The sequence below is a fragment of the Streptococcus chenjunshii genome (genome assembly GCF_003086355.1).
Lineage (GTDB): Bacteria > Bacillota > Bacilli > Lactobacillales > Streptococcaceae > Streptococcus > Streptococcus chenjunshii.
Genome location: NZ_CP031733.1, coordinates 1,998,851 through 2,012,049, shown reverse-complemented (window position 1 = coordinate 2,012,049; position 13,199 = coordinate 1,998,851). Strand labels below are relative to the sequence as shown.

General features: G+C 43.7%; 11 protein-coding genes and 1 pseudogene. 11 read left to right on the top strand and 1 reads right to left on the bottom strand.

Annotated elements, in window-relative coordinates:
- The first annotated feature begins 45 nt into the window (after window positions 1–45).
- On the top strand, window positions 46–609 hold the full coding sequence (locus DDV21_RS09615; RefSeq protein WP_116878324.1) for a TIGR01440 family protein: 564 nt from the start codon (window positions 46–48) through the stop codon (window positions 607–609).
- Between the two features lie 287 nt (window positions 610–896).
- Here the strand turns inward: DDV21_RS09615 and DDV21_RS09610 are convergent, their stop codons facing one another.
- Window positions 897–1,745, bottom strand: coding sequence for a mechanosensitive ion channel family protein (locus DDV21_RS09610; protein ID WP_116878323.1), 849 nt, complete (start codon window positions 1,743–1,745; stop codon window positions 897–899).
- A gap of 204 nt (window positions 1,746–1,949) precedes the next feature.
- Here DDV21_RS09610 and tig point away from each other — a divergent pair, with 204 nt between their 5' ends.
- From tig to rbfA, 10 genes and pseudogenes are all read left to right on the top strand, one after another.
- Window positions 1,950–3,233 (top strand): trigger factor, encoded by a 1,284-nt coding sequence (gene tig / locus DDV21_RS09605; RefSeq protein ID WP_116878322.1) that lies wholly within the window; start codon window positions 1,950–1,952, stop codon window positions 3,231–3,233.
- 177 nt (window positions 3,234–3,410) lie between these two features.
- Complete coding sequence (locus DDV21_RS09600; RefSeq protein WP_116878321.1) at window positions 3,411–4,100, top strand: HAD family hydrolase; 690 nt, start codon at window positions 3,411–3,413, stop codon at window positions 4,098–4,100.
- A gap of 266 nt (window positions 4,101–4,366) precedes the next feature.
- On the top strand, window positions 4,367–4,960 hold the full coding sequence (gene rpoE / locus DDV21_RS09595; protein WP_116878320.1) for a DNA-directed RNA polymerase subunit delta: 594 nt from the start codon (window positions 4,367–4,369) through the stop codon (window positions 4,958–4,960).
- Window positions 4,961–5,305: 345 nt separating this feature from the next.
- Window positions 5,306–6,909, top strand: a pseudogene (locus tag DDV21_RS09590) (CTP synthase).
- A 178-nt stretch (window positions 6,910–7,087) separates the two neighbouring features.
- A complete protein-coding gene (gene rimP, locus DDV21_RS09585) occupies window positions 7,088–7,564 on the top strand; it encodes a ribosome maturation factor RimP (RefSeq protein WP_374936040.1) in 477 nt (158 codons plus the stop codon).
- Window positions 7,565–7,629: 65 nt separating this feature from the next.
- Entirely contained in the window at window positions 7,630–8,799 is a 1,170-nt protein-coding gene (gene nusA, locus DDV21_RS09580; RefSeq protein WP_116878317.1) for a transcription termination factor NusA, read from the top strand.
- A gap of 23 nt (window positions 8,800–8,822) precedes the next feature.
- A complete protein-coding gene (gene rnpM, locus DDV21_RS09575) occupies window positions 8,823–9,119 on the top strand; it encodes an RNase P modulator RnpM (RefSeq protein ID WP_116878316.1) in 297 nt (98 codons plus the stop codon).
- Window positions 9,112–9,414: a YlxQ-related RNA-binding protein gene (locus DDV21_RS09570; protein WP_116878315.1), complete on the top strand. Its 303-nt coding sequence runs from the start codon at window positions 9,112–9,114 to the stop codon at window positions 9,412–9,414. The genes rnpM and DDV21_RS09570 overlap by 8 nt, the downstream gene beginning before the upstream one ends.
- 19 nt (window positions 9,415–9,433) lie before the next feature.
- Window positions 9,434–12,253 (top strand): translation initiation factor IF-2, encoded by a 2,820-nt coding sequence (infB, locus tag DDV21_RS09565; RefSeq protein WP_116878314.1) that lies wholly within the window; start codon window positions 9,434–9,436, stop codon window positions 12,251–12,253.
- A 516-nt stretch (window positions 12,254–12,769) separates the two neighbouring features.
- Window positions 12,770–13,123: a 30S ribosome-binding factor RbfA gene (gene rbfA / locus DDV21_RS09560; protein WP_116878313.1), complete on the top strand. Its 354-nt coding sequence runs from the start codon at window positions 12,770–12,772 to the stop codon at window positions 13,121–13,123.
- The last annotated feature ends 76 nt before the right edge of the window (window positions 13,124–13,199 follow it).

Below are 13,199 nucleotides of genomic sequence, written 5' to 3'. Positions count from 1 at the left end.
CCATCTGCTGACTGTATGCACATACATACGAAAGAGGTATTAATCATGGATTTAGAAAAACTGGAGAGGGAAAGCAGAAAGATAACTGCCGATATTATTGAGCGCAGCGCTGTCAAGAAGGGACAGATTTTTGTTTTAGGCTTATCGTCCAGTGAGGTTGCCGGCGGTTTAATCGGAAAAAATTCCAATCTTGAGGTTGGTGAGGTGATTGTCAAAACGATTATGGAGGAGCTTGCAGCCACCGGCGTTTATTTAGCAGTACAGGGATGTGAGCACCTTAACCGCGCTTTAGTTATTGAAAGAGAGGCAGCAGAGCGCAAAAATTTGGAAATTGTGAATGTTTTGCCGACTCTTCATGCAGGCGGCAGCGGACAGTTGGCGGCTTTTAAATTTATGGATGATCCTGTCGAAGTGGAGGAAGTTGTTGCCCATGCAGGGATTGATATTGGTGATACCTTTATTGGAATGCATGTCAAGCGTGTTCAGGTACCGCTGGTTCCTTTGCAGCGTGAGCTGGGGGGAGCCCATGTGACAGCACTCGCCAGTCGCCCTAAACTAATAGGCGGAGCGCGTGCCAAATACGTGCAAGACCCTATTCGAAAATTTTAAATTAAAACGAGGCGGACAAAAGTCCTGCCTCGATTTAATTTTTAACAGATGAGTTTGTCGGAGTGGCTGAGCGGAGGCGGGGCGGCAAAATCGAAAGCGTCATGTTATGACAATTTACCGATTTTTGTCCCATTATCAGCTGTAAGTGCTGCTTCGTCTCAGTATCTGGGAGAAAAGGCCTGGTGAGATGCTTTTCCTTTTTGCTATCTGCAGTTCTGAGGCGATCATCGGAATATTTTATCGCTAAAATGATCTAATCTGTCCGTGTTCGGCATGATAGAAATCTATTATCGGGAAAGAGAGGGCGCTTTAAACGTATTAAGCGTCGGCAGCTGAATGCCGTTAGCGATTAATGCTTCCTGGTATAAACTGTAGAAAACTGAATAGATGCGGTTTTGCTCCCCGTTTTGGACGAAAATGTTGATGCGGTAGACTAGTTGCCCTGCTTGGTTAGTCTGTAGTCCTAAGATTAGTGGATTGTCAGTGATTTCAGGGTAATTCTGCAGCTGTTCTTTATTGACAGACTCTATAATATCAGCGACCTTTTCCAAAGGGGTCTGGGCATAAATCGGGATATCAATCTGTGCCCGCATATTCCCCCGGGATTTATTGCTGACTACTAAAATTTCCCGATTGGGAATAAAGTAGAGAGTACCGTCAAATCCGCGTACCTGAGTTGTTCGAATACCAAGGCTGGTCACGTTACCGGCTACCGAACCGATTTCAACAGAGTCTCCGACATCATATTGGTTTTCTAAAAGGATAAAAAAACCATTGACGACATCTGAGAGGAAGCCCTGAGCACCAAGCCCAATTGCCAAACCGGCTAGTCCAGCACCAGCTAAAAGGCTTGAAATTGGAATTCCTAAAATGGTCAATACCCAGTAAAGCAAAAGGAAATAAAGTCCGTAATTCATGATGTTATTAGCCAGCTTGACAATGGTTTCCTGCCGAGCCTTATTTTGGCGTATAAAGGAAAGCGATTTGGCAATCGTTTGATTCAGAATATGGCTGAGTACTTTTTTACCGATAAAAAAGACTAAAAGCAAAAGTAGCAATGAGACTGCTTTGGAAAGCATATCAACGGCAATATCATCTAAATGAAGCTGTTCAATATATCTTGTTATAATAGTCATAATCTCAGTCTATCAAAAAAAATAAGAAAGAGAAAGAAAATAAAGGCTGAAGCAAGATAAAAAGTAACAGGACTCTGCCGTTTTAACTGATTTGGTTTAAAAAAATTATCAACCAGAATAAAATTACATAAAAAAACTTTTAAAAGCTCATGAAATATGATAAACTAAACTGTATCTAAATAATTTGAAGGAGAAATGACTGCAATGTCAACATCATTTGAAAACACAGCTACAAACCGTGGTCTTATTACATTTACAATCGGTCAGGATAAAATTCAGCCAGCACTTGATCAAACCTTCAATAAAGTTAAAAAAGATTTGAATGTGCCTGGCTTCCGGAAGGGACGTATACCGCGTGCTATTTTTAACCAAAAATTCGGTGAAGAAGCACTTTATGAAGAGACACTCAATGCGATTTTGCCTACAGCTTATGAAGCAGCTGTTGCTGAATTAGGACTTGATGTTGTCGCGCAGCCAAAAATTGATGTTAAGTCAATGGAAAAAGGTGCGGAGTGGACACTGACGGCTGAAGTTGTCACAAAACCAGAAGTGAAGCTCGGAGAATATAAGAATCTTGAGGTGTCTGTTGATGCTGACCAAGAAGTGACTGAGGCTGAAGTGGACGAAAAAGTTGAAAGAGAACGTAAGAATTTAGCAGAACTGGTTCTCAAAGATGATGCTGCTGCAGAAGGCGATACAGTTGTTATCGATTTTGTCGGTTCGGTTGACGGTGTTGAATTTGATGGCGGAAAAGGCGATAATTTCTCACTTGAACTTGGTTCAGGGCAATTCATACCAGGATTTGAAGATCAGCTTGTTGGCAGCAAGGCCGGAGATACGCTGGATGTCAACGTGACTTTCCCGCAAGACTATCAATCCGAAGATTTAGCGGGCAAAGATGCTAAGTTCGTAACAACTGTTCATGAAGTCAAAGCAAAAGAAGTACCAGATCTTGATGATGAGCTGGCAAAAGATATTGATGAAGAAGTTGAAACGCTTGACGAGCTGAAAGCTAAATACCGTGAAGAATTAGCTGCAGATAAGAAAAAAGCCTATGATGATGCTGTTGAAGGGGCGGCTCTCGAATTGGCAGTCGAAAATGCTGAAATTGTCGAACTGCCGGAAGAGATGGTTGATGCGGAAGTTCACCGGGCGATGAATGAATTTATGAACAATATGCAGCGCCAAGGTATTTCACCGGAAATGTATTATCAGCTGACCGGAACGACTGAGGAAGATTTGCATAAACAGTATGAGGTTGATGCGGAAAAACGGACAAAAACCAATCTTGTGATTGAGGCTATTGCTGAAGCTGAGAATTTTGAAGCAACAGATGAAGAGATTGAGAAAGAAGTTACGGACCTTGCTGCTGAATATAATATGCCTAACGAGCAGGTTCGCAGCCTTCTGTCAGCTGACATGCTCAAGCATGATATTGCTATGAAAAAGGCTGTTGATATTGTAACAAGCACAGCCAAAGTGAAATAATAAGCCTGCAAACCAGATCATTGTATCTGGTTTTTCAGTGACAGCTTTTGCTGAAACTGTATTAGAGAGATGGATTTCTAGCTGATTTGTTTATTCCGTTTGAAATCGATTGCCTAGTGTTAAATACTCAGCCGGCAAGCGGTATTTGGCTGTTAATCAGTAGAACAGGGAGTGGCTATGTTACAACTAATTGTTTTTGATATGGATGGGGTCATTGTTGATACAGAATATTTGGATTTTCAGCTTCAGAGTGCCTATATTAAATCACTTTCTGCCAATCCGGAACAATTAACTCATGATGATTTTTCAAATTTAGTCGGCCGTTCGGGGACAGATCTGCTGATGCAGATTAAGGAACTGAGCCAAACGGAACTATCGTTTGACGAAATTGAGCAGGGGCTGGCTGATATTGAAAAAGAAAAATATCAGGCTGAAAATTATTTACCGCTATTCCGGTCAGATATTACAGCAATTCTGCAGTATGCCAGAGGACAGGGCATTCTGCTGGCCGTTGCTTCATCAACCCAGAAGCCTTATCTCTTAGACATCTTAAAGAACTGTGAGATTGAGGAATATTTTGATTTGGTTGTCAGCGGGCAGGATTTTCCTGAGAGCAAACCTAATCCGGCTATTTATCAGTCTGTTTTGCAAAAGCTGGGGGTGCCGGCTTCAAAAGCGGTAGCTGTTGAAGATTCGCCGTCCGGAATAGAAGCAGCTAAAGGAGCTGGGATTTATACGATTGCTTATTTGGAGGAAAGGATGGCCGTGGATCAGTCCCAGGCTGATATTCTAGCCAAAGATATGAAAGAAGTCTTGTCACATGTCCGAAAGAGACATCTTCAGACTTTGACGAAAAATGATTTTTAGCGTAAAATAGAGACTGCAGAATAAAGGTATTTGTAAAGTGATAAGTTATTCGGCCTAAGAGCTGTGCAAAAAGATATAACTAAGTTTAGAATTGATTTCAAGTTAACTAGCCGTAGATGCCTGAAAGTTTTGTCGTCCTAGCGGCCGACCGCATCTTTCTAGCCGTCCTGGCAGAGGTGCGTCTGCGAAATCATAGATTTCGGACTTACCGTCATTTTTGCTGTAAGCTTGAACGGCCTTTGTATCTTGTTAAAAGGAGAAGGATTTTGGAATTAGAAGTATTTGCCGGACAGGAAAAGAGTGAGCTGTCAATGATTGAGGTGGCGCGTGCTATTTTAGAGGAGCGCGGCCGTGATAAAGAGATGCATTTCAGTGACCTTGTCAATGATATTCAAAACTATTTGGAGAAAACCGATCAGGAAATTCGTGAATCGCTCCCTTTCTTTTATGCTGATTTAAATACTGACGGCAGTTTTATTCCGCTTGGGGAAAATAAGTGGGGACTGCGTTCATGGTACGCTGTTGACGAGATTGATGAAGAGATTATTACGCTTGAAGATCATGAAGAAGGCGCGCCGAAACGTAAGAAAAAACGGGTCAATGCTTTCATGGACGGTGATGAGGATGCCATTGATTACCGGGACGATGATCCGGAAGATGAAGATTATACACCGGCAGATCAGGAAGTAGAATATGAAGAAGAAAATCCGGATGATGAAAAAGACGAAGTCGATTCCTATGATTCAGAAATCAATGAAATTATCCCTGATGAGGATTTAGATGAGGATGTTGAACTGAACGAAGAGGATGATGAGGAAGAAGATGAAGACTTTGAGCAGGAAGAAACTGAGATTAATTAAGACCATTGCAGTTTGAAATCTGGGAGAAGCTGAAGCGCTACCCAGGCTTACGGACGATTTCAGTCTGTTCCTAGACATGGAGACTCAAGAAACGCTGTCAACTGACTTCTGCCTGTTACTCAATATGTTTGTTTTTCCCTTTCTTATATCTTTTAAGTTTGGTTTGACAAAATGCTGAAGATAGTTTATATTTATTATTGGGCACCTCTTAATGAGGTCGGAAATGCTCCCTAGCAATAGGGGGCTGTTTTATTTTTAAGTCTTAATAGGCCGTTTGTTTTGTCCCTAGTTTATAAATACTATCTTCTTGAATTTTCTGTATCATATCTTAAAGGAGTTTTTTTGATGACGAAGTATATTTTTGTAACCGGCGGTGTTGTTTCTTCGATCGGGAAGGGAATCGTTGCAGCCAGTCTGGGCCGGCTTTTGAAAAACCGCGGGCTGAAAGTCACCATTCAAAAGTTTGACCCATATATTAATATCGATCCGGGAACGATGAGTCCTTATCAGCATGGAGAAGTTTATGTGACGGATGATGGTGCTGAAACGGATCTTGACTTAGGGCATTATGAGCGTTTTATTGATATTAATTTAAATAAATATTCTAACGTCACAACGGGTAAAATTTATGATGAGGTTTTGCGGAAGGAACGCCGGGGGGAGTATCTCGGAGCCACTGTTCAGGTCATTCCGCATATTACTAATGCTTTAAAGGAAAAGATTAAACGGGCTGCCGCGACGACCGATTCGGATGTTATTATTACTGAGGTCGGGGGTACCGTAGGAGATATTGAAAGCCTGCCGTTTTTGGAAGCTCTGCGTCAGATGAAAGCTGATGTCGGCTCAGATAATGTCATGTATATTCACACCACCTTGCTGCCGTATTTGAAAGCGGCCGGCGAAATGAAAACCAAACCGACCCAGCACTCAGTCAAGGAGCTGCGCGGTTTGGGGATTCAGCCCAATATGCTTGTGATCCGAACAGAACAGCCGGTTGAGCAGTCTATCAAAAATAAGCTGGCTCAGTTCTGTGATGTGGCTCCGGAAGCGGTCATTGAATCGCTTGACGTTGAGCATATCTATCAAATACCGCTTAATATGCAGGCTCAAAATATGGATCAGATTGTTTGCGACCATTTAAAACTTGATGTGCCTGCTGCTGATATGACCGCTTGGTCAGCAATGCTTGATAAGGTTCTCCATCTTAAAAAGACGACTAGAATTGCTTTGGTCGGAAAATATGTTGAGCTGCCGGATGCTTATCTGTCGGTGGTTGAGGCTTTGAAGCATTCGGGCTATGTTAATGATTCAGCTATTGACTTAAAATGGGTCAATGCCAATGATTTAACGGTTGAAAATGTGGCGGATGCTCTTGGTGATGTTGATGGTGTCATTGTTCCCGGCGGTTTTGGCCACCGCGGAACCGAAGGGAAAATTGCAGCCATTCAGTATGCTCGGGAAACGGATCTGCCTATGTTGGGGATTTGTCTGGGAATGCAGCTGACCTGTGTTGAATATGCGCGCCATGTACTCAATCTCGAGGGGCCAATTCAACTGAGCTTGACCCTGACACCAAATATCCTGTTATTGATATTATGCGCGACCAGATTGGCATTGAAGATATGGGCGGCACCCTGCGCTTAGGGCTGTACCCATGTAAATTGAAAGCTGGAAGCAAGGCGGCAGCAGCTTACCATAATCAGGAAGTTGTGCAGCGGCGCCACCGCCACCGTTATGAATTCAATACTAAGTTCCGTGAACAGTTTGAGGCGGCTGGTTTTGTCTTTTCAGGTGTATCACCGGATAACCGGTTAATGGAAGTTGTTGAACTGCCGGAGAAAAAATTCTTTGTTGCAGCTCAGTACCATCCTGAGCTGCAGAGCCGGCCTAATCGGGCTGAAGAACTCTACACCGCCTTTGTAACAGCTGCTGTCAATAATCGGAGCTAAATTTGAATTGTGTTTTTTGCCGTGTTGAAAAATGCAGACATAAAAATTCTCCTATTCCCTTGCATTGTCAGTGGCTCTGTGCTATACTATCTTTAACAATAAAAAAGAAAGGGGGCGAAGTAAGGACTTCGCCTCTTATCTGTGTTAGAAGAAGAGCAGTTAATATAAAGGAGGATGCATTATCGCAAATCATATTGTCGAACGTGTTACCGAACAGATTGCCCCTGTAATTGAAGCCCCGTTTGTACTAGTTGATGTTGAATATGAAAAAAAGGGCGGAGATTATATTTTGAGCATTCTGGTGGACAAGCCCGGAGGGATTACTGTGGAAGATACAGCAGAGCTGACCGACATTATCAGTCCTTTGCTGGATACAATCAAGCCCGATCCTTTTCCTGATCAGTACCTTTTGGAAGTATCCAGTCCGGGGCTGGAGCGTCCCTTAAAAACCGCAGCCAGTCTGACCGAAGCTGTGGGAAGTTATATCAGTGTCAGCCTGTATAAGCCTATCGATAAGATGAAGCATTTTGAAGGCGATCTGCTGGCTTTTGACGGTCAGGAACTGACGCTCGAATTTATGGATAAAGGGCGTAAAAAAACGGTTGTTATTCCCTATCAGACGGTTGCTAAAGCCCGTCTAGCAGTTAAATTTTAAGAAAGGATTTTGCTTTTTCCTGTTGCGCCAGTTATTAAAGAACAGAAAAAAAGAGTGATAGAACTATGAGCAAAGAAATGTTAGAAGCCTTCCGCATTTTGGAAGAAGAAAAACATATTGACAAAAAAGATATTATCGAAGCGGTTGAGGAATCTTTAAAATCTGCCTATAAGCGCCGATATGGACAGGCAGAGTCCTGTGTAGTTGAATTTGATGAAAAAACAGGTGATTTTCAGGTTTATACGGTCCGTGAAGTGGTTGAAGAAGTTTTTGACAGCCGGCTTGAGATCAGCCTTTCGGATGCTTTGGCCATCAGTTCTGCCTATGAACTCGGTGATAAAATCCGTTTTGCCGAGTCAGTTGCGGAGTTTGGGCGTGTTGCGGCACAGTCAGCCAAGCAAACTATTATGGAAAAAATGCGGCGTCAGATGCGGGAAGTCACCTTTAATGAATATAAAGAGCATGAAGGTGAAATCATGACGGGTACTGTTGAGCGTTTTGACCAGCGTTTCATTTATGTGAATCTGGGGTCTTTGGAAGCGCAGCTTTCTCATCAGGATCAAATTCCGGGAGAAACCTTTAAGTCGCATGACCGTATTGAAGTTTATGTTTATAAAGTTGAAAACAACCCTAAGGGGGTCAACGTTTTCGTCAGCCGCAGCCATCCTCAGTTTATTAAACGGATTATGGAACAGGAGATTCCTGAAGTATTTGACGGCACTGTTGAGATTATGGGTGTCTCACGCGAAGCCGGAGATCGGACAAAAATTGCGGTGCGCAGCCACAATCCCAATGTCGATGCTATCGGTACTATTGTTGGACGCGGCGGCAGCAATATCAAAAAAGTGACCAGCAAATTTCATCCTAAGCGCGTGGATCCTAAAACAGGTGTTGCTCTGCCGATGGAGGAAAATATTGATGTCATTCAATGGGTTGAGGATCCTGCTGAATTCATTTACAATGCAATTGCTCCCGCAGAAGTGGACATGGTGCTCTTTGACGATGAGGATCCTAAGCGGGCAACAGTTGTTGTGCCGGACAGTAAATTATCTCTTGCTATCGGCCGCCGCGGGCAGAACGTTCGTCTGGCCGCCCATCTGACAGGTTACCGTATCGATATTAAATCGGCAAGTGAATACGATGAATTGGAAGCTCAAAGAGAAGAGCTGTTAACTGCGGAAGCAGAGGGCTCCGAGAGTGAGCCGTCAGAACCTGTTCTTGATGGAACAGAATAAACAAATAGAAAAAGAGTTTTTAAATGCCTAAAACTAGAAAAATTCCCTTGAGAAAATCAGTTGTCTCTGGTGAGATCATTGATAAACGTGATCTTCTGAGAATCGTCAAAACTAAGGAAGGTGAGATTTTTATCGATCCGACCGGCAAAAAGAACGGCCGCGGAGCTTACATTAAACTGGATAATGATGAAGCTCTGGCTGCTAAGAAAAAGCGGATTTTTGACCGGACTTTTGCTATGGCGGTTCCGGAAAACTTTTATGATGATTTGATTGCTTATGTTGACCATAAAGTGAAAAGAAAAGAGCTAGGCCTTGAATAATTTAAAAAAACTCTCACAGATTATCGGTCTTGCTCACCGCGCCGGATGTGTGATAGCGGGTGAAGAACTGGCTGTTAAAGCGATACAGAACAGACAAGCCAAACTCATTTTTCTCGCCAATGATGCCGGCCCAAATTTGAGCAAAAAGATAAGAGATAAAAGCAACTATTACAATGTAGAAGTCTCCACAGTGTTTTCCGCACTGGAATTAAGTGCTGCCTTAGGCAAGCCGCGTAAAGTGATTGCCATTGCAGATACTGGATTTTCAAAGAAAATGAGGACTCTTATGGAATAGATGAATAGGAGGACACCAATTGTCAAAGAAAAGATTGCACGAAATTGCAAAAGAAATTGGAAAAAGCAGCAAAGAGGTTGTTGAACGTGCGCAGTCGCTCGGTTACGCCGTGAAAAGCCATGCTTCTACCGTTGAAGAAGCGGATGCCGGCCGCATTATAGCGAGTTTTGCTGCGAAAACAAAAGAAACAGAAGCTTCTAAACCGGAGAAAGAAAAGCAGCCTGTTTCTAAAACTGAAACAGCGGCTCCGTCTGCTCCCAAGCAGGAAGAGTCCGCAGCAAAACCGGCAGCTTCTAAGCCTTCTTCGGAGCCTGCGGGTGCGGCGGAAAGTTCAGTGGCAAAACCAGCCGTTATTCGTCCGAAAAGCCGTAATTTTAAAGCAGAACGTGAGGCTAGGGCCAAGGCTGAGGCTGAGCGCCGTCAGGCGGAGCGGCAGCAAAAAAAGAACCGCAAAGCTTATCAGCAAAAAGACGGCCGTAGATCTGAAGAAGGCCGGCAAAACAGTGACTGGCAGAACAGGAACCGCGATAACCGCCATCGTTCGAATAACCGCCGCAATAATGACCGGAATTCCCAGCCAAATCAGCAGCCGCAATCAAATAAAGGGCGGATCGATTTTAAAGCCCGTGCTGCAGCCTTAAAAGCAGAACAAAATGCTGAATATTCCCGTCAAAGTGAGACACGTTTCCGTGAAGAACAGGAAGCTAAGGCAAAAGCTGCACGTGAACGTGAGGCTGCCAAACAAGCGAAAATAAAAGCTCAGGAAGCCCAGCCGCAACAGCCTGCAGATATTCCCGCAGTTCCGGGATTTCAGGAAACTGCCCCTCTGGCTACGGCTGCCCCTAAAGCTGCAGATACCCGTCGGAAAAAACAGGCACGTCCGGAAAAATCCCGTGATTTTGCTTATGAAAATGAAGACGGACCTAAACAAACGAAAAATAAGAAAAACTGGAATAATCAAAACCGCGTGAGAAATCAAAGAAATAGCAACTGGAACAACAATAAGAAAAACAAAAAAGGCAGGAATAATCGCAGCAATCAGGCACCAAAACCTGTTACTGAACGTAAGTTCCATGAACTGCCGAAAGAATTTGAGTATACTGCAGGGATGACCGTTGCAGAAATTGCTAAGCGCATAAAGCGTGAACCTGCTGAAATTGTCAAAAAACTCTTTATGATGGGGGTTATGGCCACACAAAATCAATCGCTGGATGGTGATACTATTGAACTGCTGATGGTTGATTACGGTATTGAAGCCAAAGCTAAAGTCGAAGTAGATACAGCCGATATTGACCGCTTCTTTGTTGATGAGGATTACCTCAATCCTGATGAGATGGTTGAGCGTGCTCCGGTTGTGACAATTATGGGACATGTTGACCACGGGAAAACAACTCTCTTAGATACTTTGCGCAATTCACGTGTTGTGACAGGGGAAGCTGGGGGCATTACGCAGCATATCGGTGCTTATCAGATTGAGACCGAAGGCAAGAAAATCACTTTTCTTGATACTCCAGGACACGCTGCTTTTACTAGTATGCGTGCCCGCGGAGCCTCTGTGACTGACATTACGATTTTGATTGTAGCAGCTGATGACGGTGTCATGCCGCAGACCATTGAAGCTATTAACCATTCAAAAGCAGCAGATGTTCCGATTATCGTTGCCATCAATAAGATTGACAAACCAGATGCTAACCCTGAACGTGTTATCGGCGAATTGGCTGAACATGGTGTTGTATCAACAGCATGGGGCGGAGATTCAGAATTTGTGGAAATCTCGGCTAAATTTGGCAAAAATATTGATGAATTGCTGGAAACGGTTCTATTGGTTGCTGAAATCCAAGAGCTTAAAGCTGATCCAACTGTACGGGCTATAGGAACGGTTATCGAAGCCCGTCTGGATAAAGGAAAAGGTGCGGTAGCTACCCTTTTAGTTCAGCAGGGAACTCTCAATGTGCAGGATCCGATTGTTGTCGGCAATACCTTTGGCCGTGTTCGGGCTATGACTAATGATTTAGGCCGCCGTGTGAAGGCAGCTCCGCCTTCAACTCCGGTATCTATTACAGGTTTGAACGAAGCGCCTATGGCAGGTGACCATTTCGCCGTCTATGAAGATGAGAAAGCGGCTCGGGCTGCTGGGGAAGAACGGGCAAAACGCGCTCTGCTTAAACAGCGCCAAACAACACACCGTGTCAGCCTTGAAAATCTTTTTGACACCCTTAAAGCCGGCGAAGTGAAATCGGTTAATGTCATCATTAAGGCAGATGTTCAGGGATCTGTAGAAGCTCTGGCAGCTTCTTTGCTCAAGATAGATGTTGAAGGTGTTAAAGTCAATGTCGTGCATTCAGCAGTAGGAGCAATCAACGAATCAGATGTTACGTTGGCTGAAGCCAGCAATGCCGTTATCATTGGCTTTAATGTCCGTCCGACACCGCAGGCCCGTCAGCAGGCTGAAGCAGATGAAGTAGAAATCCGTCTGCATTCTATTATCTATAAAGTTATAGAAGAAGTTGAAGATGCCATGAAAGGGATGCTTGATCCGGAATATGAAGAAAAAGTTATCGGAGAGGCCGTTATTCGTGAGACCTTTAAAGTATCCAAAGTGGGAACAATCGGCGGTTTCATGGTTCTCAGCGGTAAGGTTACCCGTGATTCAAGTGTCCGGGTTATCCGCGATGGCGTTGTTGTTTTTGATGGCCAATTAGCCAGTCTGAAGCATTATAAAGACGATGTAAAAGAAGTTGGTAATGCGCAGGAAGGTGGCTTAATGATCGAAAATTACAATGATTTGAAAATCGATGACAATATTGAAGCTTACATTATGGAAGAAATCACCCGTTAATCAGCTGATAAGCTGCAATAAATAGGGAAATGGCGAAGAGCTGCGCAGTGACATCATCCGTTGGATGATGTTAGCCCGAACTTGAAAATTGGGAAGAGGGAGGGAACTTTACAGTCTAAGTTCTGTCCCGCTCCCTAGTTGTTCTAGCATGGGTGCGTCTGTAAAATCGAAGATTTCTGGCTTACCGCCCGCCGTAGCTGGCTGAAGGCTTTGTCGTCTGAACAGCCGGCCGCACCCTTCTAGTCATCTTGACAGGGGTGCGTCTACGAAATCGAAGATTTCGGACTTACCGTCATTTTTGCTTTGCTCTTTTGACGGGCTTTGTATCTTGTTGGAATTGAACACGGTCTAAAATCCTAGTGAAAAAGAGACGCAATCGTAGGAAGCCACAGGCTGACATACGAGTGTGGCTGCTCTGTGAGTATGCCTGCCAGCGTGATGCCAAGCATCACTTGTCAGTCCCTATTTTCATACGGATTTCTTAACGGCCTTTGTATCTTGTTGGAGGAGTAGTGTATGGCGAATTCATTCCGTGTTGATCGTGTAGGAATGGAGATTAAGCGTGAGGTCAACGACATTTTACAGAAAAAAGTTCGTGATCCGCGTGTAAAAGCAGTGACAATAACGGATGTTCAGATGCTTGGAGATTTGTCTCTGGCCAAGGTTTACTATACTGTTATGAGCGATTTAGCTTCTGATCAGCAAAAGGCTCAGAAGGGATTGGAAAAAGCAACTGGAACGATTAAGCGCGAGCTTGGTCATAATCTGACCATGTATAAAATTCCTGATTTACGTTTTATTAAAGATGAGTCGATTGCTTATGGAAATAAAATTGATCAGATGCTGCGCGATTTAGAAAATAAAAAATAATACAACGGCCTAAACTCTCTGAAAAGAGCTTAGGCCGTATTTAATTTTCAGTGGCAGTGGCTCTGGTTCTGCATGG

What these genes read in the sequence shown, in the direction of transcription:
- DDV21_RS09615 (WP_116878324.1), top strand. Translation starts at nt 46, where the DNA reads ATGGATTTAGAAAAACTGGAGAGGGAAAGCAGAAAGATAACTGCCGAT.
- DDV21_RS09610 (WP_116878323.1), bottom strand. Translation starts at nt 1,745, where the DNA reads ATGACTATTATAACAAGATATATTGAACAGCTTCATTTAGATGATATT.
- rbfA (WP_116878313.1), top strand. Translation starts at nt 12,770, where the DNA reads ATGGCGAATTCATTCCGTGTTGATCGTGTAGGAATGGAGATTAAGCGT.
- DDV21_RS09600 (WP_116878321.1), top strand. Translation starts at nt 3,411, where the DNA reads ATGTTACAACTAATTGTTTTTGATATGGATGGGGTCATTGTTGATACA.
- rnpM (WP_116878316.1), top strand. Translation starts at nt 8,823, where the DNA reads ATGCCTAAAACTAGAAAAATTCCCTTGAGAAAATCAGTTGTCTCTGGT.
- nusA (WP_116878317.1), top strand. Translation starts at nt 7,630, where the DNA reads ATGAGCAAAGAAATGTTAGAAGCCTTCCGCATTTTGGAAGAAGAAAAA.
- tig (WP_116878322.1), top strand. Translation starts at nt 1,950, where the DNA reads ATGTCAACATCATTTGAAAACACAGCTACAAACCGTGGTCTTATTACA.